Source organism: Hydrogenophaga sp. GW101-3F08 (genome assembly GCF_059424585.1).
Window position 1 is genome coordinate 216834 of sequence record NZ_JBWKZP010000003.1, and the last position, 19548, is coordinate 236381.

The following is a 19548-nucleotide window of genomic DNA, read 5'->3' on the forward strand; positions in this document are numbered from 1 at the left end:
TTCATTCAAAGGTTGCGAGCAACTGGCCGGGAGACACCTGCTGGCCGGGCGCCACGTTCAGGCTTTCGATCACCGCGTCGCGCGGCGCGGCCAGGGTGTGCTCCAGCTTCATGGACTCGATCACCAGCAGCGGCGCACCGCGCAGCACCGCCTGGCCTTCCTGCGCGTGCAGGGCGACGAGCTTGCCGTTGAAAGGGGCTCGCAACTCGCGCGTGGCGCCCGTGCCGCCGGCGCGCTCGCGCGGGATGTGGCTCAGGTCGTCGAGCCAGAGTTCGGCGCGGGTGGCTTCGCCCGCCCCACCGCCGCTCAGTTGCACCTGCCAGCGCTGCGCGGCGCCGCCGGCACCGACCACGGGCACGGCGTGCGCCACCCAGCCCACACCGTCGAGCGTGATGCGCAGGCCGCCCGCGTCGGGCCGCAGCTGGGCGTGCCAAGCCTGCTCGCCCTGCGTCACCACCAGTTGACCGCCCGCGGTTTCCTGCACGGCCAGCTCCAGCAGCTCGGCGCCCAGGCCCAGCCGCAGGCCACGCGGGAACGGACAGGCCAGGGCGCTGACCGGTGGCCGCTGCGCGTACAGCAGCGCCAGCGCCGCCACCCGCTGCGCATCGGTCGCGGGCCGCAGGCCTTCGCGCAGCGCGTCGCCGTGTTCGGCCAGGAACGGGATGCGCGCCCCGCCCGCGCCGAACACCGGGTGGCGCAGACAGGCGGCGAGAAAAGCGCGGTTGGTGGGCAAGCCGAGCACGCGGGTGTGGTCCAGCGCGTGGGCGAGCCGGTGCACGGCCTCGGCGCGCGTGGGCGCGTGGGCGATGAGCTTGCCGAGCATGGCGTCGTAGTGCGGCGTGACTTCGGCACCGGTTTCCAGCGCGTGGTCGAAGCGCAGGCCGGGCGCCATCGGCGGTTCGGCGAAGTGGCGCACACGGCCGGTGTGCGGCGTGTGGTGCTCGTCTTCGGCGCACAGGCGCACCTCGATGGCGTGTCCGCTGAACCGCACCTGCTCCTGGGCCAGCGGCAGCGGCTCGCCACGCGCGACGCGGATCTGCCACTCGACCAGATCGAGCCCGGTGATCATCTCGGTGACCGGGTGTTCGACCTGCAGGCGGGTGTTCATCTCCATCAGGAAAAAGGGCATGGTCCCCTCTCCCGCCTGCGGGAGAGGGCTGGGATGAGGGCTCTCCCCCCACCCGTCGTCCAGCAGAAACTCCACCGTGCCCGCCCCCACATACCCCGCCGCCTGCGCCAGCGCCACGGCACAGCGGCCGAGCTCGGCGCGCAGCGCGGGCGACACCGCCGGGCTGGGCGCTTCTTCGATGATCTTCTGGTGGCGGCGCTGCACCGAACAGTCGCGCTCGCCCAGGTGGATGCAGTGGCCCTGCGCATCGGCGAACACCTGCACCTCCACGTGGCGCGGCGCCAGCAGGGCGCGCTCGATCAGCAGCTCGGCGTTGCCGAAGCCGGACAAGGCTTCCGAGCGCGCGCCGTGCAGGGCCGGCAGCAACTGCGCCGCCCCGTGCACCAGCCGCATGCCGCGCCCGCCGCCGCCCGCCACGGCCTTGACCATGAGCGGGAAGCCGATGCACTGCGCTTCGGCGATGAAGGTCTCGTCGCGCTGGTCGTCACCGCTGTAGCCCGGCAGGCAGGGCACGCCGTGCGCGTGGGCCAGCGCCTTGGCCGCCGACTTGCTGCCCAGCGCGCGGATGGCCGCCGGCGGCGGGCCGACCCAGGTGAGGCCGGCGTCGATCACGGCCTGGGCGAAGTCGGCGTTTTCGCTCAGAAAGCCGTAGCCCGGGTGCACGGCGTCGGCGCCGGTGGCGTGCGCGGCTTCGAGCAGCTTGTCCACGCGCAGGTAGGAGTCGGCCGAGGCCAGGCCGCCGAGAGCGAACGAACTGACTGCCTCGCGCACGTGCAGAGCGTCGCGGTCGGCGTCGGAATACACGGCCACCGTGGCGATGCCCATGGCGTGGGCGCTGCGGATGATGCGGCGGGCGATCTCTCCCCGGTTCCCGATCAGCAGTTTTTTCATGCAGCGCCGTCCTTCGATCCGGCGCCGGGCCGCCCCAAGCCGGATCCGCCCCCTTGGGGGGCAGCGACCCGCGCAGCGGTGGCGCGTGGGGGTACATCCAACCACGGCGCGGGCTGCTTCTTCGCGAAGGCGCTCAGGCCGGCCGCGGCTTCGGGGCCGCGCAGCGCGGCGGCGAAGGCGATCGCGGCTTCGGTGCGCAGATCGGGCACCTTGGCGCGCAGGCGGTGCAGGAGCTGTTTGGTGGCGGCCACCGCGCCCGGGGCCGCGGCGCGCAAGGCCCGCACGGCGTCGGCCACGGCGGCGTCGAGCGCGTCGTCGGCCACCACGGTGTTCACCAGGCCGGCCGTCTGCGCCTGGGCGGCGCTCCAGCGCACACCACTCAGCAGGCACTGACGCGCCACCGCATCGCCCAGGCGCTGCCAGACGAAGGGCGCGATCTGCGCCGGCGGCAGGCCCAGCGTGACCTCGGGTGTGGCGAACACCGAGCGCTCGGTGGCAATCACGAGATCGGCGCAGCACACCAGGCCGAAGCCCCCGCCCATGGCCGGGCCGTCCACCGCGATGACCAGCCACTGCGGCAGCTCGGTGAGCGCGTGCAGCACGTCGCCAAAGCCACGGTTCATGGCGATCAGCGGGTCGTCTTCACCGGGCTGCAAGGCTTGGCCGATGGCGCTGGCGAAACCGCCCAGGCTGCCGCCGGCGCTGAAGGCCCCGCTGGCGCCGGTGAGCACGATGCCGCGCAAGGTGGTGTCTTGCTTGGCGCGCAGGCAGGCTTCGAACAGGCCGAGCACCATGGCGTCGCTGAGGGCATTGCGGGTGCTCGGGTCGTTGAGCGTCCAGTGTTCGACGTCTTGGTGGCGGGTGGTGTGGAAGGGGGTCATGGTTGGCTGTCCTGTGAGGTGTTGGCGGGGGAGCCCCCACCCCTGCCCTCCCCCAGAGGGGGAGGGAGAAAGAGGGATAGTTCTGCTCTGACTCCCTCGCTCTGCATGGGAGGGGAAAAGAAGGGGACTCTGGACTTTGCGCCCTCCCCCTCTGGGGGAGGGTTGGGGTGGGGGCCCGCGAAAAGCAGCTTCATTTCACCGCCCTCTTCGCAATCCCCATGGTCTTGGCCAAGATCCCCAACATCACCTCATCGGCCCCACCACCGATCGACGCCAGCCGCCCGTCGCGGAACATGCGCGAAACCTTGTTCTCCCAAGTGAAGCCCATGCCGCCCCAGAACTGCAAACAGGTGTCGGGCACCAGCCTGTTGAGCCGGCCGGCTTTCAGCTTGGCCATGGTGGCCCACTCGGTCACGTCTTCACCGGCCACATAGTGTTCGCAAGACAAATAGGTGAGCGCGCGCAGGCTTTCCACCTCGGTCTTGAGCTCGGCCAGCTTGAACTGCACCCACTGCTGGTCGGCCAGCGTGGCGCCGAAGAGCTTGCGTTCCTGCGCCCACTCGATGGTCCATTCGATGCAGTTGGACAGGCTCTGCAGCGTGCTCGCGGCGCACCACAGGCGCTCTTCCTGGAACTGCTGCATCTGGTAGACGAAGCCCGCGCCCTCGGCGCCGATGCGGTAGCGCTGCGGCACGCGCACCTCGTCGAAATAGATCAGACCGGTGTCGCTGCTGTTCATGCCGATCTTCTTGATCTTCTGCGCCACCTCGATGCCTTTGACGAGCTTGCCGTCCTCGCGCATGGGCACCATCACCAGGCTCTTGTTCTTGTGCGCCGGGCCATCGCTGGTGTTGACCAGCATGCACATCCAGTCGGCCTGCAGGCTGTTGGTGATCCACATCTTCTGGCCGCTGATGACGTAGTCGTCGCCGTCCTTGCGCGCCGTGGTCTTGATGGCCGACACGTCGCTGCCCGCGCCGGGCTCGCTCACGCCGATGCAGCCCACCATGTCGCCCGCGATGGCGGGGGCGAGGAACTGGGCACGCAGCTCGTCGCTGCCGAAGCGCGCCAGCGCGGGAGTGGCCATGTCGGTCTGCACGCCGATGGCCATGGGCACACCGCCGCAGTGGATGTGGCCCAGGGTCTCGGCCATGGCCAGGCTGTACGAATAGTCCAGCCCCGCGCCGCCGTAGGCCTCGGGTTTGGTCAGACCCAGCAGGCCCAGCTGTCCAAGGCCTTTGAACACCTCGTGCGCCGGGAAGATCTCGGCCGCCTCCCACTCGTCCACGTGCGGGTTGATGTGTTCGTCGATGTAGCGCTTGAGCGTGGCCTGGATTTCGCGGTGTTCGTGGGTGAACTGCATTTGGATCTCCTATTCGGTTGGGGACAGAGTCAGGGGGCGCTGCGCGCGTCCCTGGGTCTGTCCCACAAGGTCTTACATTCGCGCCACGCCAAACTGCATGGGCCGGGGCTCGCGCGCCGCCGCTTCGGCGCAGGTGTCGAGGCAGAAGCTCAGCACGGCGCGCGTGTCGCGCGGGTCGATCACACCGTCGTCCAGCACCAGGCCGCTGGTGTAAAACGCATCGGCCTGGCTTTCGAACACGTTCACGATCTGGTCAAACTGGGCCTGCATCTGTGCCTGGTCGGGCGTGATGCCTTTGCGCGCCATGCTGGCCTCGGCCACGATCTGCATGGTGCGCGCGGCCTGCTCGCCGCCCATCACCGCGGTGCGCGCGTTGGGCCAGCTGAACAGGAAACGCGGCGCGTAACCCCGGCCGCACATGCCGTAGTTGCCGGCGCCAAACGAGGCGCCGCACTGGATGGTGATCTGCGGCACGGTGGCGTTGGTCACGGCCTGGATCATCTTGCTGCCGTGTTTGATCATGCCGCCCTGCTCGCTCTCCTTGCCCACCATGTAGCCGGTGGTGTTCTGCAGGTAGATGAGCGGGTGGCCGAGCTGGCACATCCACTGGATGAAGTGCGTGGCCTTGTTGGCACCGGCCACGTCGATGGGGCCGTTGTTGCTGATGAGGCCCACCGCGTGGCCGCCGATACGCGCCTGGGCGCAGACCGTGGCGGCGCCGTAGAGGGGTTTGAATTCGAGGATGTCGGAGGCATCGGCGATGCGCAGCATCACCTCGCGCATGTCCACCGGTTCGCGGTGGTGGGGGGGCATGAGGGCGAGCAGGTCTTCGGCGGGGAAGATGGGATCGGGGGCACCCTCACCCCGGCCCTCTCCCGCAAGCGGGAGAGGGAGTAAGGCAGCTTCTCCGGCGCGCGTGAACTGCCCCCTCTCCCGCTCGCGGGAGAGGGCCGGGGTGAGGGCCTTCGCATCCCAACCCAACTGCCCCACCACCCAACGAGCCATCCCCAAAGCCTCCCGATCGTCCTCCGCCAGGTACTCCCCCAGCCCGGACACAGCGGTGTGCATCTCCGCCCCCCCCAGCTCTTCTTCGGTCGCCACCTCGCCGGTCGCGGCCATGAGCAGCGGCGGGCCTGCGAGAAAAGCGCGAGAACGCCCGCGCACCATGATCACCACGTCGGAGAGGCCCGGCATGTAGGCGCCACCCGCCGTGCCCGAGCCGTGCTGCACGGTGATGACCGGCAGGCCTGCAGCCGAGAGGCGCGCGAGGTTGCGGAACAGGCCGCCACCGAGCACGAAACCTTCGACCTGGTATTTGGTGAGGTTGGCGCCCGCGCTTTCCACCAGGTGCACGAAGGGCAGCTTCTGTTCCAGCGCGATCGCCTGCATGCGCAAAATTTTCTCCAGCCCACGCGGCTGGATCGCGCCCGCCTCGATGCCCGAATCGCTGGCCACCACCATGCAGCGCACGCCACTGATGAAGCCGATGCCGGCCACGACGCCACCGCCGGGCACGGACTTTTCCGGGTTTTTGCTGTCCTGCAGAAAGCCGGCGAGCGAACACAGCGGCAGGAACGGCGCGCCCGGGTCCAGCAGCAGGCCGATGCGTTCGCGCGGCAGCAACTGGCCGCGTTTGTCGAACACCGGTTTCGATTTGGCCGAGGCCTGGGCCGCGCGGTCTTCGAGGGCACGCAGTTGCGCGATGCGCGCGAGCATGGCTTCGCGGCGTTGTCGGGCTTGCTCGCTGTGGGGGTTAAAACTGGTCTGGTAGTTCATACGGAGGCCCTCACCCCAACCCTCTCCCGCACGCGGGAGAGGGAGTGGACTTCCCCTCCGCCCCACTGAGTCCTGCACGCTCCGGAGCGCCATGACATGCCCCCTCCCGAGCGCCGTGTCATGCCCTCTCTCCCGCTTGCGGGAGAGGGTTGGGGTGAGGGCCATCCCCCGCAAAAACACGCGGCGTCACATACCGGTGAAACCCCTCAAACGGCTTCACCGCATCACGCCCCTGCGCCGCCACCGGCGCGGCCACCTGGCCCCAGCCCATGCGCACCTGCGGCCGTGCGCCGTCCACGCGCAGCACCGTGCCGCTGATGAAGCTGGCCGCGGGCGAGAGCAGGAACACGATGGCGGCGGACGTTTCGGCCTCGTTGCCGAAGCGGCCCGCCGGCACGGTGTCGCGCATCTCGCGCAGCATGGGGCCGGCCTCGGGTGGGTAATGGTCCATGCCGCTGGAGGCGATGTAGCCCGGGGCCACGGCGTTCACGCGCACGCCGCTGCGCGCCCATTCGACGGCCGCGGTTTCGGTGAAGCTCACCATGCCCGCGCGCGCCGCGCCGCTGTGGCCCATGCCGGGCATGGAGCCCCAGATGTCGGCCACGATGTTGACGATGGCGCCGCCGTGTGCCTGCATGCTCTGCACATAACACTCGCGCGCCATCAGGAAGCCGCCGGTGAGGTTGGTGTCGAGCACCGCCTGCCAGCCCTTGGCGCTGATGTTTTCCAGCGGCGAGATGTACTGGCCGCCCGCGTTGTTCACCAGGGCGTCGATGCGGCCGTGCGCGGCGACGATGGCCGTGACCACGCTGCGCACCGCCGCTTCCTGGCGGATGTCGCAGGCGTGGAAGCTGGCGTGCCCACCGGCCCCGGCGCAGTCCAGCAGAATCTCGCCCGCCGTGTCCTGCAGCTTGGCCGAATCGCGCCCGATCAGCACCACATGCGCGCCCAGGCTGGCGAGCTCGTGCGCGGTGCAGCGCCCGATGCCCGAGCCCCCGCCCGTGACCACCACCACCCGCCCGGCCAGCAGGCCCGGCGCGAACACCGAACGGTAGCCCGGCGGTTTTTGCGTCAGCGCGCTCATTCGGGTACCTCCGTGCGGCGCGCTGTGGTGCGAGCCCCCTTCGGCACCTCCGGGTCCTTCAGAAACAGCTGCAGCGTGGTCTGGGTCAGGTCGTCCAGCGAGGCTTGCCGCTCCGGGTCGTACCACTGCACGGACCAGTTCAGCGCGCCAAACAGCATCAGCCGCGCCAGCCCCGGGTCGCCGCGCAGCTCGCCGCTGGCGTGCAGGGCCTGCAGCACCGGCACCCAGGCCGCTTCGTAGTCGGCCTTCTGGTGGTTGACCTCGCTGCGCTGCGCCTCGGACAACGAACGCCATTCGTACAGCATCACCGGGATGAAGTCGCTGTCGGGCCCAAGCAGCACCTCGTAGTGGTTGCGCACCAGCACCCGCAGGCAGTCGCGCGCGCTCAGCGGCTGCGCGCCCGCGGCGGCGGACATGGCCTCGGTCTGGCGGCGCAGCGCGCTCTGCATGCCCTCTTGCATCACGGCCGCGAGCAGGGCCTCCTTGCTGTCGAAGTGGTAGAACGGCGAGCCCGAGCGCATGCCCGCCGCGGCGGCGATGTCGCGCGTGCTGGTGGCGGCGAAGCCCTGCTGGCGAAACAGGCGCGCCGCCGCGCGCAGCAGGGCCTGTCGGCGGTTGCCGTCGTCGCGTTCGTCGGCGGTCTTGGGCGGGCGGCCCCGGGCGCGGCGCGGCGCGGCGGGGGTGGGCAAAGGCAGGCTGGCGGTGCTCATGGCACGGAACCTTAGCAGGCCGGCCTATTTATAGCAAGCATTTGCTCTGTATAAATATCAACCGCACTCTCCCCGGTTCCAGCGGGCCCACAAAAGGGCCGGACAATAGCGGCATGGATATTTATGTGACGCTGATCCTGATCGGCCTGGGCGTGTACGCCGCGAAGAACCGTGAACAACGCCAGCGCATCGCGCTGCTGGCGCACTGCCTGCAGCCCTACCAGCTGGAAAAACTCATGGAGCAGCTGACCGAGGGCTACCTGCGTGCCCTGGGCGAAGCCGACCCCGAGCGGCGGCAACAGATCTGGAACCTGCTGGCCACCACCGAACAGACACTGTGCCGACAGTTCGACCGCCTGGCCGCCGACGTGGCGCGCCTGGGCGAGGCGCAGACCCGCGTCAGCACCTGGCCGCTGGCGCTGCCCTGGGCCACCCGGCTGTTCGTGGGCGCCACCTTCGACCTGCGCGAGGCGCTGGCCATCCACGCCAAGGGCATCGCCTTCGTGGCGCAGAACACGCAAGACCTCAGCCCCAAGGACAAGGCCTACATGCTGTCGGCCGAGCTGTTCCTGTTCCAGCACACCTGCCACTGGTTCTGCCGCTCCAAGATGGTGGCCTCGGCCCGGCTGCTGACCCGGCACAAGACGCCCTACGAACAGGTGCTGGACTCGGTGTCGTCCCCCACGCGCCAGGCCTGGCGCGCGCTGCTCGGGTCCTGAGCGCCAGGCCGCCGCAGGCCCGCGGCGGCGCTACGTCTCCAGCACGCCTTCCACGTAGAGCTTGCGCACCAGCACCATCGCCACCACCATCAGTGGCGACGCGAGGATCACGCCCGGCAGGCCGAACAGCAGACCGAAGATGATGGCCGCCGTGATGCCCAGCACCGGCGGCAGCTCCACCGCCCAGCGCTGCACCAGGGGCATCAGCAGGTTGCCTTCGATCACCTGGATCGCCACGCACAGGCCGGCCACCGACAGCGCCAGCGTGGGCCCTTCCATGAAGGCGATCAGCACGGCCAGCACGCCCGAGGCGATGGGGCCGAAGAACGGTATGAAGGCCAGCGCGCCGGCGAGCAGCCCCAGCGTGGGCGCCAGCGGCATGCCCAGCAGCGCCAGCCCCACGGTGGTGGACAGCCCCACGAACAGCATCGAGATGCCCTGCCCCATCAGCCAGCGCGACAGCGCGTGGCCGCTGGCGCGCATCGCCTCGCCCACGCGCTCGCGGTAGGTTGGGGGGATCAGCCGGACCAGCCCGTCGCGGTACATCGCGGGGTCGGCGGCGATGTACACCCCCACCACCAGCATCAGGCCGATGCCGCCCACGGCGCTCAGGGCCTGGGTCGCGGCGATGGCCACACTGGCCAGCGGCAGATCGCCCGCGTCCGCGCTGCCCCACACCTTAAGCAGCGTGACCCCCAGTGTGTGGCCACGCGCCCAGCGCACCAGCGCGTTCAGCGCGGCGGGCAGCTTCTGCCCCAGGTCGTCCAGCTGCGTGACCAGGCGGTCGCCGATCAGCCAGACCACCAGCGCCACCACCACCAGCACGAGCGCCACCGCCGCCCCCACCGCCAGCCGGGGCGGCAGGCGCAGGAACTGTTCCAGGGGCGCGGCCAGGGCGTGCAGCGCCACCGCGACGATCACCGCCCCGAACAAGAGCGGCAGCAGGTCCGACAGGCGAAACGCCAGCGACAGCAGCACGCCCAGGAAGACGAACAACACCATGGGCCGCAGATAACCCCGCACGGGAGCAGAAGCCGGTGGCGGGGGGAGGGGGGGCGACGCGGGAAGCTGGGTCATGGCAAGTCCTTTGCCCGGAACCTGGCCACGACCGCGTGAGCGCCGCCCGGCCGTTCCGAAGGCGCTCAGCCCCGCAGTGCGCAGCACGGAGGGTGGTCCAGTGAGCGCAACACAGGCCCGGGATCGTTCCAGTGTGTGCCCCACACGGGCCGCTGTCTGTCTTGTAGCGCACAGACGGGCACCGGGGCCTCAAGAGGCCGGGTCGGACGTGGACTCGAACTCGATGCCACCGATGAACCTGAACAGGAAGTTGTACAGGAAACAACCGACAACCACGCCGACGTAACCGATCACGAGGTACATCACCGGCATCACGATCACCATCATGAACATGGGCGGGCGCTGGCCCGCGGGCACGACCGTGGCCATGAACAGCAAGAACGGGATCAGGAAGAGCAGCGAGCTCACGGCCATGAGCACCGCGAAAACCTTGCCATTCTGGTGGGGGGACAAACGCGCGATCTGTTGTTTCATGTCCAGGCGCCTCCAAACGCCGAACCCGCGCGGCCGTCGGGCACGGACCGCATGGCGGGCGCCCTCACTGTACCGCGCCCGTCTGGCCCACAGCCACGCCATCCGGTGGCCCCTTGAGCTCCACCACATTGCCCTCGGGATCGGTGACGTAGATCGAGGGACCCTCGCCCTCGGCGCCATAACGCGAGGCCAGCGCGCCGGCCTCGACGCCGTGCGTCTGGAGCTGGGCGCGGATCGCCACCTCGTCGAACGGCTCCACCCGGAAGCAGAAATGGTCAAGGTTGCGCCCCTGCGCACCCGGCGGCGCCCCACCGGCGCGACCAAGCGGCCCGCTCACCGGCACGAGGTCGAGCAGCGAGCGCCCGGCGCGCAACTGCACCAGCCCGATGCCGTCCTGGCGGCGTTCGACGTGGCAGCCCAGCACATCGCAGTAGAAGCGCAGCATGGCGTCGAGATCGGCGACGCGCAGCACGAGGTGGTCGATTTCGCGGAGGTGGATCATGGGCACTCCCCAAAAACCGCACGATAGCGCCAACGGCGGTGTGCAGGGAAGCGCCCGCGGTGGGACCGACCTCTAACCATCCCTTTTTAACGAACGAAACATCCCGATAACGCTGCTTTTTCTTGAATGAAGAAGGCCCTACCCTGCGCGCTCCCCCATTCCTTTTGCGGAGACCTCATGAAAAAGATTCTTTCCCTGCTGGCCATGGTGTTTGCCATCGGCCTGTCTTCCGTGGCCATGGACGCCGAAGCCGCGCGCCGCCTGGGTGGCGGCAAGTCCATCGGCATGCAGCGCCAGGCCACGCCGCCGGCCAAGGCCCCCACCGCCACGCCCACCCAGACGCCCGCCAGCGCCGCGGCCGCCCCCGCCGCCGCGTCCACCCGCAGCAAGTGGCTGGGCCCGATCGCCGGCCTCGCCGCCGGTCTGGGCCTGGCCGCGCTGGCCTCGCACCTGGGCTTTGGCGAGGGCCTGGCCAACATGCTCATGATCGGCCTGCTGGTCATGGCCGCGCTCGCCGCCATCGGCTTCGTCATGCGCAAGCGCGCCGCCGCACAGGGTGGATCAGCGGGCGGCATGGCCTACGCAGGCGCGGGCGCCGCCGGTGGCTCGCCGCAGACGCAGGCCTACAAGGCGGCCACCCCGTCCCAGGCGGGCGCGGGCGGCTCCATGATCGGCTCCGGCATCGGCGCCAACCTGCAGCCGGCCCCAAGCCGCATCCCGGCCGACTTTGACGTGGCCAGCTTCGTGCGCAACGCCAAGGTCAACTTCATCCGCCTGCAGGCCGCCAACGACGCCGGCAACCTCGACGACATCCGCGCCTTCACCACGCCCGAGATGTTCGCCGAGCTGAAGATGGACCTGTCCGAGCGTGGCGCGGCCGAACAGCACACCGACGTGGTCCAGATCGACGCCGAGGTGATCGAGGTGGAAGAAGACGCCGACCGTTACCTGGTGAGCGTGCGCTTCACCGGCGAAACCCGCGACAGCGGCGAACCCGCCAACGAGGCGTTTGACGAAATCTGGCACCTGACCAAACCACGCCAGGGCGCCAGCGGCTGGGTGCTCTCGGGCATTCAGCAGATGAACTGAGCGGCTGAGCCCGCCCCCACCACCGGCGCAACGCCGGTTCGCAGACCCCAGGCCCCGGTGCACCCGCACCGGGGCTTTTTTTTGCGGTGGTGGCGGCTGCCTTGGGCACCCGCCCGGACGGCTTTTCCGTGCGTTCCGGCACACAACGCCCGTTCCGCGATTGACCGTGCCAGCGGGGCTCGCCGATACTTGTAAGTAGTTTGTTGCACTCCCCCATCTTTCCCGTCCAGGCACCAAGACCGAGGCACGCGATGACTTTCAGGCAGCAGGAAAGCCCACACCGTCCGTTCCCGCGCCGCTCCACCGCCGTGTGGGTCACGCTGCTGGTGTGGGCGGTTCTGTTGGTGCTGACGCCGGCCACCGGCCATGCCGACACCCACATCAACGGCCACGACAACGTCCTCGTGCTCCATTCCTACGGCCCGGACTTCGTCTGGACCCGTTCGCAGCAGGAAGGCGTCGATGCCGTCTTCGGCCCTCTGGCCGCCGAGTACGACCTGCGGATCGAGTACCTGGACGCGGTGCACAACCCGGGCCTGCTCAAGGGGCCGCTGCTGCTCGACCTGCTCCGAGCCAAGCTCTCGGCGCAGACATTCAAGGTCGTGCTGACCTCGGACAACGCCGCGTTCGACTTCGCCCGCGCGCATCGCGCCGAGCTGTTCCCCGGGGTGCCCATCGTGTTCATGGGCCTGAACGGCTACAACGATGCGATGCTGCAGGGCGAGAGCGGCATCACCGGGGTGGCCGAAGACGGCGACATGTTCGGCACACTGCAGGTGATGCTGCAGCTCGCACCACGGACCCGACGCATCGTGTTCCCCGGAATGGCCGACGACCTCACCTACCGTGGCATCCGGGCCACCGTCACCAAGGACCTGGCGACACTCCCCACGCAGGTCAAGGCCGAGTTCCGCGAATACCCCCACGTGGACGCTCTCCTGCAGGACCTCAAGACCCTTCCACCCGACTCCGCCATCTTCACCATTGGCAACATGCGCACGCACGACGGCCAGGGCATCAGCAGCCAGCGCGCCGCCGAACTGATGTCATCGACGGCCAACGTTCCGCTGTTCACGAGCTGGGACTTCCTGGTCGGGCACGGTGCCGTGGGAGGCAGCGTCATCAGCGGCGTCGAGCAGGGGCGCCTGGCAGCCGAGATCGCGGTGCAGGTGATGCACGGCGTGAGCCCGGAGGCCATCCCGGTGCGTCGCGGGGCGGGCAAGACCCTGCTCTTTGACCACCGGCAGTTGGTGCGCTTCGACATCCCGGCGTCTCAGTTGCCTTCAGGCGCCGTGGTCCGTTTTTCGCCGCAGAGCACGCTCAGCATCTCGCAAGAGACGGCCTGGATCGCCGGGGTGTCGTTCGTGCTGCTGCTCGGCGTGAGCGTGTCGCTGGTCATCGCGGTGGTGCAGCGGCATCGCTCCGAGGAGCAGGTGCGCGCGCTCAACCAGGCGCTCGAACAGCGCGTGGCCGAGCGCACCAGCGCGCTGGAACAGGCGAACAAGGAACTGGAATCTTTTGCCTATTCCGTCTCGCACGATCTGCGCGCCCCGCTGCGCCACATCGACGGTTTTCTGGCACTGCTCAAGGAAAGCGTCGAGCCGGCGCTCGACGACCAGAGCCTGCACTACATGAGCACCATCGCCGACGCGGCCCGGCGCATGAGCACGCTGATCGACGACCTGCTGGCCTTCTCGCGCATGGGGCGCCAGGAGATGAGCAAGACCTCGGTGGACCTGAACGCCCTGGTGGCCGACGTGATCCGGGGGCTGGCGCCGGAGGCCGCAGGTCGGAACATCGACTGGCGCATCGCCGATCTGCCGGTGGTCACCGGCGATCTCGCCATGCTGCGCGTGGTGCTGTTCAACCTGATCTCGAACGCCCTGAAGTACAGCAGCAAGCGCCCGCAGGCCCGGATCGAGATCGGCACGCTGCCCAGCGAAGAAGGCGAGACCGTGGTGTTCGTGCGGGACAACGGCGCCGGATTCGACATGCGATTCAAGGACAAGCTCTTCGGCGTCTTCCAGCGCCTGCACCGCGTGGACGAGTTCGAGGGCACCGGCATCGGGCTGGCCAATGTCGCCCGGATCATCGCGCGCCACGGCGGCAGGGTCTGGGCACAGGGCCAGATCGACCAGGGTGCGACCTTCTATTTCTCGCTTCGCCCATCCCCCCGTCAGGAGACATGAATGCCCAGACACACCATGGCGGGACTCAAAGCGCTGCGCGCCTGGGCGCTGGCCCTGCTGACGACCTGTGGGGCGGCGGGCATCGCCACGCCCCAGGAGCCGCCCACCGCGAAGAAGCAGACCGTGACGGTGTGGTTCCACGCCGGCGTGGGCAACACCCTGATGAAGGTCATGGAGGCCAACATCCAGGATTTCCAGAAGAGCCAGGACAGGTACCAGATCGAGATGACGTTGGTGCCCGAGGGCACCTACACCGACCGGATCCTGGCCGCCGGGAAGACGGGCGATCTGCCTTGCCTGCTGTTCTTTGACGGCCCGCTGGTCGCCAACCTGGCCTGGCTCGGTTACCTGCAACCCATCGACCGCTTCGTGTCGAAACAGCTGAAGGCCGACTTTTTGTCCTCGGTCATTGCGCAGGGAACCTACCAGGAAAAACTCTACACGCTGGGCATTTACGACTCGGGCCTGGCGATGTACGCCAACCGCAAATACCTGCGGGCCGCGGGCGTGCGCGTCCCCACGGTGGCACAGCCATGGAACCTGGCCGAGTTCGAGGCCGCGCTGGAGAAGCTGGCCGCCGTGCCGGGCGTGGCGTACCCGCTGGACATGAAGATCAACTACGGGCGGGGCGAATTCTTCACCTACGGTTTTTCGCCCATCCTGCAGTCCTTTGGCGGCGACCTGATCGATCGCCAGAGCTACCGGTCCGCCAAAGGGGTGCTGGACGGCCCTCAGTCCGTCGCGGCGATGAAGCGCTTCCAGAGCTGGTTTCAAAAGGGCTGGGCCAACCCCAAACCGGCGGGCGATACCGACTTCCCCTCCGGCAAGGCCGCGCTCTCCTGGGTTGGCCACTGGCTCTACAACAAATACGCCGAAGCGCTGGGCCAGGACCTGGTCGTCATCCCCATGCCCGACTTCGGCCACGGCCCCAAGACCGGGCTGGGCACCTGGAACTTCGGCATCCCCAGCTCCTGCCAGGACCCCAGAGGCAGCTGGGCCTTTCTGGAATCCCTCCTGCAGCCGGACAATGTCGCGCGCTGGACCGACATCCATGGCGGTGTGCCGGCTCGCAAATCGGCCCTGGCCCAGTCAAAGCTCTACCGGCCCGCCGGCCCCTTGCACCTCTATGTGCAGCAGATCGAAAAGGGCTGGGCGGTCCCCCGCCCGCCCACACCGGCCTACGGCGCCATCACGAAGGCCTTCGCCGAAGCGGTGGACCACATCATCCAAGGCGCGGACGTGCAGACCGAACTGAGCCAGGCCGCCACGAAGATTGACCAGGACATTCAAGCGCACAATGGTTACCCCGCCCGGTAGCGGTTGTCCCAACGAAGCGACGGCCATGCGCCCCCTCGACGATGAAATTCACCAGCATCGAACACAAGCTGCTTCTGGCGTTTGCGGCGTTTCTGCTGGTGGTGACCGCGCTCAGTGCTGGCCTGACCTCGTTCCTGATCAACAGCCAGGGCGAAGCGGACGCCTTCACCCGGCTTTCGCAGCAACTGTTGTCCTTCAGGAGTGATCTGCAGGCCTCGCGCGAGGCCCAGGTGGCGGTGGCGGTGGACGCCGCGCGCGACGAAAAAAACCTCAGCGACATGGCGATCCTGTACAGCCAGACGCTCAGGCTGGACCGGGCGCCCGGCGAGACCCTGGACTTCACCCTGGGCCACAACAAGATCACCTCGTTGAACCGCTTGCAGCTGATCCTGCTGTCGGCCCGCTTCTCCAGTGTGGCCGTTTACCTGGGCGGCGACCTGTCCCACTACGTGACGCCAGACGGGGCCGGCATGGTGACGCGGCACGGCGGCCAGCCCGTGCTGAGCGGCACCCGGCGCAAGGAAGACGGCCGGGTTCAACTGACCGACTGGTGGAGCTGGCAGCAAACCCCGCTGCCGGTCCACATCGACCGCAGCCTGCCGCTGGCGAATCAGGTCGCGGGCCACGTGGACTTCCCCGCCGAACACACGATGGTGATGCAGGTGAGGGTGCCGATCCAGGGCACGCCCCGCGAATCGTTTGGCGAGACGATCGTCGAAAACCTGGGCATTGCCACGCCGGCGGAGACAACCCCTGGGACGGGCGAAGCGCCACCGACGGTGATCGGCATGTTCGTCTTCAGCCGGGTGTTCGACCAGTCCTTCCTGGAGGAAACGGCCTCCAGGAGCGGCGTGATTCCGGCCTTCTTTTCCCCCGACGGGCAACACCGTGTGCAGCTGGTCGGCATGGGCAACCCCACCGTGCCGCAACTCCCGCCGACCGGCAACGCCATCCGGCTGCAGACCGAGACGAGCGGGTCGGCCTCGTACTACCAGGCCTTCATGCCCTGGAAGATGGAAGCGCGGGCCCCCCCGCTGACGCTGAGCCTGGCGCTGTCGCGGGAAAGCACCACCAGGACCATCCAGCAGACCGTGGCCGGCATCGTTGGGGTATCGGTGCTGATCCTCCTCGTGGGCGGGGCCTTGGGCTACGTGTTGATCGCGCGGCTCACGGCGCCCATCAAGACACTGACCACGGCGGTCGCCCGCACCGTCCTGCACCCCGAGGGCGCGGGCATGCCATCCACCGGCAAGCCCATGGCCCCTGAGCGGCTGGCCGAGATCAACATCGGCGCGGGCGACGAGGTGGGGCAACTGACCACCGCGTTCAAGCTCATGACCGAACAGCTCCACCAATCCTTCGAAACGCTGGAGCAGCGCGTGACCGAACGCACTGCGCAACTGGAGGCGGCGAACAAGGAGCTGGAGGCTTTTTCGTATTCCGTCTCGCACGATCTGCGCGCCCCGCTGCGCCACATCGACGGCTACCTGGAACTGCTCCAGGAAAGCGCCGGGCCGGCGCTCGATGCGGAGAACCTGCAATACCTGAGCAACATCACCCACGCGGCCCGCCGCATGAGCGTGCTGATCGACGACCTGCTGGCCTTCTCGCGCATGGGGCGCCAGGAGATGCACAAGACCCCGGTGGACCTGAGCGCCCTGGTGGCCGAAGTGATCCGGGGGTTCGAGCCGGAGACCGAGGGCCGGGACATCGACTGGCACATCGCGCCCCTGCCGGTGGTGGCGGCCGACCGCTCCATGCTGCGCGTCGTGCTGGTCAATCTGATCTCGAACGCCCTTAAGTACAGCAGCAAACGCCCGCGGGCCCGGATCGAGATCGGCGCGCAGCCCGGCGAACCGGGCGAGACGGTGGTCTTCGTGCGCGACAACGGCGCCGGCTTCGACATGCGGTTCCAGGACAAGCTCTTCGGCGTCTTCCAGCGCCTGCACCGCGTCGACGAGTTCGATGGCATCGGCATCGGGCTGGCCAATGTCTTTCGGATCATTGCCCGACACGGCGGCAGGGTCTGGGCGCAGGGCCAGGTCGACGGCGGCGCGACCTTCTACTTCGCGCTGCCGCAGGCCCAGGGCTGACCCGCCCTACCCCTGCGCGCGCCGCTCCAGCAAGGCCCGCTCCTTCTCGTTTCCCGCCAGCGCCGCGGCCTGGTGCAACGCGGCCCGAGCCTCCTGCTGGCGCCCCAGTTTCTGCAGCAGATCGCCCTGCACGGCGTGCAGCCAGTGGTAACGCTGCAAGGCCTTGTCCTGCAGCAGGGTCTCGACGATGGCCAGCCCCGCGGCCGGGCCTTCGTGCATGGACACGGCCACCGCGCGGTTGAGCTCGACCACGGGCGAGGGCGCCACGCGCATCAGCACGCCGTAGAGCGCGGCGATGCGCGCCCAGTCGGTGGCTTCGGCGGTGGGCGCGCGGGCGTGGCAGGCGGCGATGCTGGCCTGCAACCGGTAGCTGCCGACGGGCTGGCCCAGCGCCTCGGCGCGCGCCAGCGCGGCCAAGCCACGGCGGATCAGCAGCGGGTCCCAGCGGCTGCGGTCCTGCTCGGTCAGCAGCACCGGGTTGCCCTGGGCATCGGTGCGCGCGGCGGTGCGCGAGGCCTGGATCTCCATCAACGCCACCAGGCCGTGCGCCTCGGCCTGGTCGGGCGCCAGCTCGGCCAGCATGCGCCCCAGGCGCAGGGCCTCGTCGCACAGCGCGGGGCGCATCCAGTCGCCGCCGGTGCTGGCGGTGTAGCCCTCGTTGAACACCAGGTACACCACTTCGAGCACCGAGCCCAGGCGCTCGGCCAGTTGCCCGCCACGCGGCACTTCAAAAGGCACGCTCGCGTCGGCCAGCGTGCGTTTGGCGCGCACGATGCGCTGGGCGATGGTGGCCTCGGGCACCAGGTAGGCACGCGCGATCTCGAAGGTGCTCAGGCCGCCGAGCAGCTTGAGCGTGAGGGCCACGCGCGCGTCGGTGGAGAGCACCGGGTGGCAGGCGGTGAAGATCAGGCGCAGCAGGTCGTCCCCGATGTCGTCCTGCCGCGCGGCGTCGAGCGCGTCCACGAAATCGGGCACGGTGAGCGCGTCCAGCGCTTCGAGGTCGCGCGCGATGTCTTCGTGCCGCGCGTCGGCCATCTGGCGGTGGCGCAGCCAGTCCAGCGAGCGGTTCTTCGCGGTGGTCATGAGCCAGGCGCCGGGGTTGTTCGGCACGCCGTCTTTCGGCCAGTGCTCCAGCGCGGCCACCAGCGCGTCCTGCGCCAGTTCCTCGGCCACGCCGAGGTCGCGCACGCGCCGCGCCACGGCGGCGACGATGCGGGCGGATTCGAGGCGCCAGACGGTGGCGATGGTTTGGTGGACGGCGGAGTGCACGGGCTGGAGCTTACGGGTTGGGACGCCGGGCGCCCCTCACCCCCGCCCCTCTCCCGCGCGCGGGAGAGGGGAATTGGCCCTCACATCCGCGCGGGTGCTGCGGCGTCGTCCATCCAGAACACCTCCCACTGGTGGCCGTCGAGGTCGGCGAAGCCGTGCTGGTACATGAAACCGTGGTCCTGCGGCGGGTTGGGCGTGGTGGCGCCAGCGGCCACGGCCTTGCGCACCACCTCTTCGGCCTCGGCGCGGCTGTCCACCGACAGGGCGATCAGCACCTCGGTGCTCTTGTGCGCGTCGCTCAGGGGCTTCTTGGTGAAGCCCTGGAAAAAGGGCTCGACCAGCAGCATGGCGAAGAAGTTTTCGCCGATTTCCAGGCAGGCGCCCTGCTCGTTGGTGAAGCGCTGGTTGAAGGTGAGGCCCAGGGCCTTGAAGAAAGCCTGCGAACGGGCCATGTCCTTGATGGGCAGGTTGACGAAGATCTGGCGGAACATGGTGGGTTCTCCTTGTTGGATGGTTGGCTGGTTTGTTCGATCGGTGGGCGGTGATCAGGCCTTCTGGCGGGCTTCCATCTGCTTGAACTTGTCCAGCGCCTCGCTGGGCGGGAACTCGTCGAGATCGATGAGCTGGCGCAGCTCGATCACGGCTTCTTTGCCTTTGCCGGCGGGGTTGGGATAGCGGCGGCTCCACTCTTGGGCCTCTTCGCGGTTGCGCACCTGGATCAGGGTGTAGCCGGCGATGAGCTCCTTGGCCTCGGTGAAGGGGCCGTCCACGACGCGTCTGCCCTCGGGGCCGTAGTGCACGCGCCAGCCGGCGCGGCTGGGGTGGAGGCCACTGGCGTCCAGCAACACGCCGGCGCGCGCCAGCTCCTCGTGGTAGGCCGCCATCTCGGCCATGAGTTCTTCGGGGGCCTCGGGTGTGAGTTCGGCTTCGAACTCGGGGCAGGACTTGACGATGATCATGAATCGCATGGGGTTCTCCTGAAAGC

17 protein-coding genes are annotated in these 19548 nt (G+C 68.9%); 5 read left to right on the top strand and 12 right to left on the bottom strand.

Annotation, left to right across the window (positions count from 1 at the left end):
- Position 1: 1 nt before the first annotated feature.
- From AC07YZ_RS10510 to AC07YZ_RS10535, 6 genes are all read right to left on the bottom strand, one after another.
- Positions 2-2020: an acetyl/propionyl/methylcrotonyl-CoA carboxylase subunit alpha gene (locus AC07YZ_RS10510; RefSeq protein ID WP_494794696.1), complete on the bottom strand. Its 2019-nt coding sequence runs from the start codon at positions 2018-2020 to the stop codon at positions 2-4.
- Positions 2017-2901, bottom strand: coding sequence for an enoyl-CoA hydratase/isomerase family protein (locus tag AC07YZ_RS10515; RefSeq protein ID WP_494794697.1), 885 nt, complete (start codon positions 2899-2901; stop codon positions 2017-2019). Before AC07YZ_RS10515 ends, AC07YZ_RS10510 begins: the two co-directional genes overlap by 4 nt.
- Before the next feature lie 190 nt (positions 2902-3091).
- A complete protein-coding gene (locus tag AC07YZ_RS10520; RefSeq protein WP_494794698.1) occupies positions 3092-4264 on the bottom strand; it encodes an acyl-CoA dehydrogenase family protein in 1173 nt (390 codons plus the stop codon).
- Between the two features lie 72 nt (positions 4265-4336).
- Positions 4337-6040, bottom strand: a complete 1704-nt coding sequence (locus AC07YZ_RS10525) for an acyl-CoA carboxylase subunit beta (RefSeq protein ID WP_494794699.1) — start codon at positions 6038-6040, stop codon at positions 4337-4339.
- A 118-nt stretch (positions 6041-6158) separates the two neighbouring features.
- Positions 6159-7124, bottom strand: coding sequence for an SDR family oxidoreductase (locus AC07YZ_RS10530; RefSeq protein WP_494794700.1), 966 nt, complete (start codon positions 7122-7124; stop codon positions 6159-6161).
- Entirely contained in the window at positions 7121-7834 is a 714-nt protein-coding gene (locus tag AC07YZ_RS10535) for a TetR/AcrR family transcriptional regulator (protein WP_494794701.1), read from the bottom strand. The genes AC07YZ_RS10530 and AC07YZ_RS10535 overlap by 4 nt, the downstream gene beginning before the upstream one ends.
- Positions 7835-7947: 113 nt before the next feature.
- On the opposite strand from AC07YZ_RS10535, the gene AC07YZ_RS10540 reads away from it, so the two are divergent.
- Entirely contained in the window at positions 7948-8553 is a 606-nt protein-coding gene (locus AC07YZ_RS10540) for a hypothetical protein (protein WP_226491459.1), read from the top strand.
- Positions 8554-8583: 30 nt separating this feature from the next.
- Here the strand turns inward: AC07YZ_RS10540 and AC07YZ_RS10545 are convergent, their stop codons facing one another.
- The 3 genes from AC07YZ_RS10545 to AC07YZ_RS10555 form a co-directional block, all read right to left on the bottom strand.
- Positions 8584-9630: an AI-2E family transporter gene (locus tag AC07YZ_RS10545; RefSeq protein ID WP_494794702.1), complete on the bottom strand. Its 1047-nt coding sequence runs from the start codon at positions 9628-9630 to the stop codon at positions 8584-8586.
- A 189-nt stretch (positions 9631-9819) separates the two neighbouring features.
- A complete protein-coding gene (locus AC07YZ_RS10550) occupies positions 9820-10104 on the bottom strand; it encodes a hypothetical protein (protein ID WP_494794703.1) in 285 nt (94 codons plus the stop codon).
- Positions 10105-10168: 64 nt separating this feature from the next.
- Positions 10169-10606, bottom strand: coding sequence for a VOC family protein (locus AC07YZ_RS10555; protein WP_494794704.1), 438 nt, complete (start codon positions 10604-10606; stop codon positions 10169-10171).
- 177 nt (positions 10607-10783) lie between these two features.
- Here AC07YZ_RS10555 and AC07YZ_RS10560 point away from each other — a divergent pair, with 177 nt between their 5' ends.
- From AC07YZ_RS10560 to AC07YZ_RS10575, 4 genes are all read left to right on the top strand, one after another.
- On the top strand, positions 10784-11695 hold the full coding sequence (locus AC07YZ_RS10560) for a Tim44 domain-containing protein (protein ID WP_226491454.1): 912 nt from the start codon (positions 10784-10786) through the stop codon (positions 11693-11695).
- Positions 11696-11946: 251 nt separating this feature from the next.
- Entirely contained in the window at positions 11947-13884 is a 1938-nt protein-coding gene (locus tag AC07YZ_RS10565) for a sensor histidine kinase (RefSeq protein WP_494794705.1), read from the top strand.
- Complete coding sequence (locus AC07YZ_RS10570) at positions 13885-15201, top strand: ABC transporter substrate-binding protein (protein WP_494794706.1); 1317 nt, start codon at positions 13885-13887, stop codon at positions 15199-15201. It begins immediately after the preceding gene.
- A gap of 41 nt (positions 15202-15242) precedes the next feature.
- Complete coding sequence (locus tag AC07YZ_RS10575; protein ID WP_494794707.1) at positions 15243-17294, top strand: sensor histidine kinase; 2052 nt, start codon at positions 15243-15245, stop codon at positions 17292-17294.
- A gap of 6 nt (positions 17295-17300) precedes the next feature.
- On the opposite strand, the gene AC07YZ_RS10580 is transcribed toward AC07YZ_RS10575, so the two are convergent.
- The 3 genes from AC07YZ_RS10580 to AC07YZ_RS10590 all read right to left on the bottom strand — a co-directional run bounded on the left by AC07YZ_RS10580 (position 17301) and on the right by AC07YZ_RS10590 (position 19531).
- Positions 17301-18563: an RNA polymerase sigma factor gene (locus AC07YZ_RS10580; RefSeq protein WP_494794708.1), complete on the bottom strand. Its 1263-nt coding sequence runs from the start codon at positions 18561-18563 to the stop codon at positions 17301-17303.
- Between the two features lie 80 nt (positions 18564-18643).
- Complete coding sequence (locus AC07YZ_RS10585) at positions 18644-19054, bottom strand: VOC family protein (protein ID WP_494794709.1); 411 nt, start codon at positions 19052-19054, stop codon at positions 18644-18646.
- A gap of 54 nt (positions 19055-19108) precedes the next feature.
- On the bottom strand, positions 19109-19531 hold the full coding sequence (locus tag AC07YZ_RS10590; protein WP_494794710.1) for a YciI family protein: 423 nt from the start codon (positions 19529-19531) through the stop codon (positions 19109-19111).
- Positions 19532-19548: the final 17 nt, after the last annotated feature.